1 protein-coding gene is annotated in these 234 nt (G+C 68.8%); it reads left to right on the top strand.

What is annotated here, in order from left to right; translation table 11 throughout:
• A partial coding sequence (locus ACQG3P_RS24125) for an acyl-CoA dehydrogenase family protein (RefSeq protein WP_426806459.1) occupies window positions 1-234 on the top strand: 234 nt, incomplete at both ends.

The following is a 234-nucleotide window of genomic DNA, read 5'->3' as shown; positions in this document are numbered from 1 at the left end:
CCAGGCGATCGGTCCGTTCCAGCTGATGCAGGCCAAGCTGGCCGACATGTACGTGGGCCACAACGCCTGCCGCGCGTATGTGTATGCGGTGGCGCGCGCCTGCGACCGGGGCCGCACCACCCGCCAGGATGCGGCCGGTGCGATCCTGTATTCGGCCGAGAAGGCCACCTGGCTGCCCGGCCAGGCGATCCAGATCCTGGGCGGCAACGGCTACATCAACGAATACCCGACCGG

It is taken from the genome of Stenotrophomonas sp. SrG (assembly GCF_050031795.1).
GTDB classification, from domain to species: Bacteria; Pseudomonadota; Gammaproteobacteria; order Xanthomonadales; family Xanthomonadaceae; genus Stenotrophomonas; species Stenotrophomonas rhizophila_A.
The sequence above is the reverse complement of the archived record's forward strand: the minus strand, read 5'-3'. Positions and strand labels throughout refer to the sequence as shown.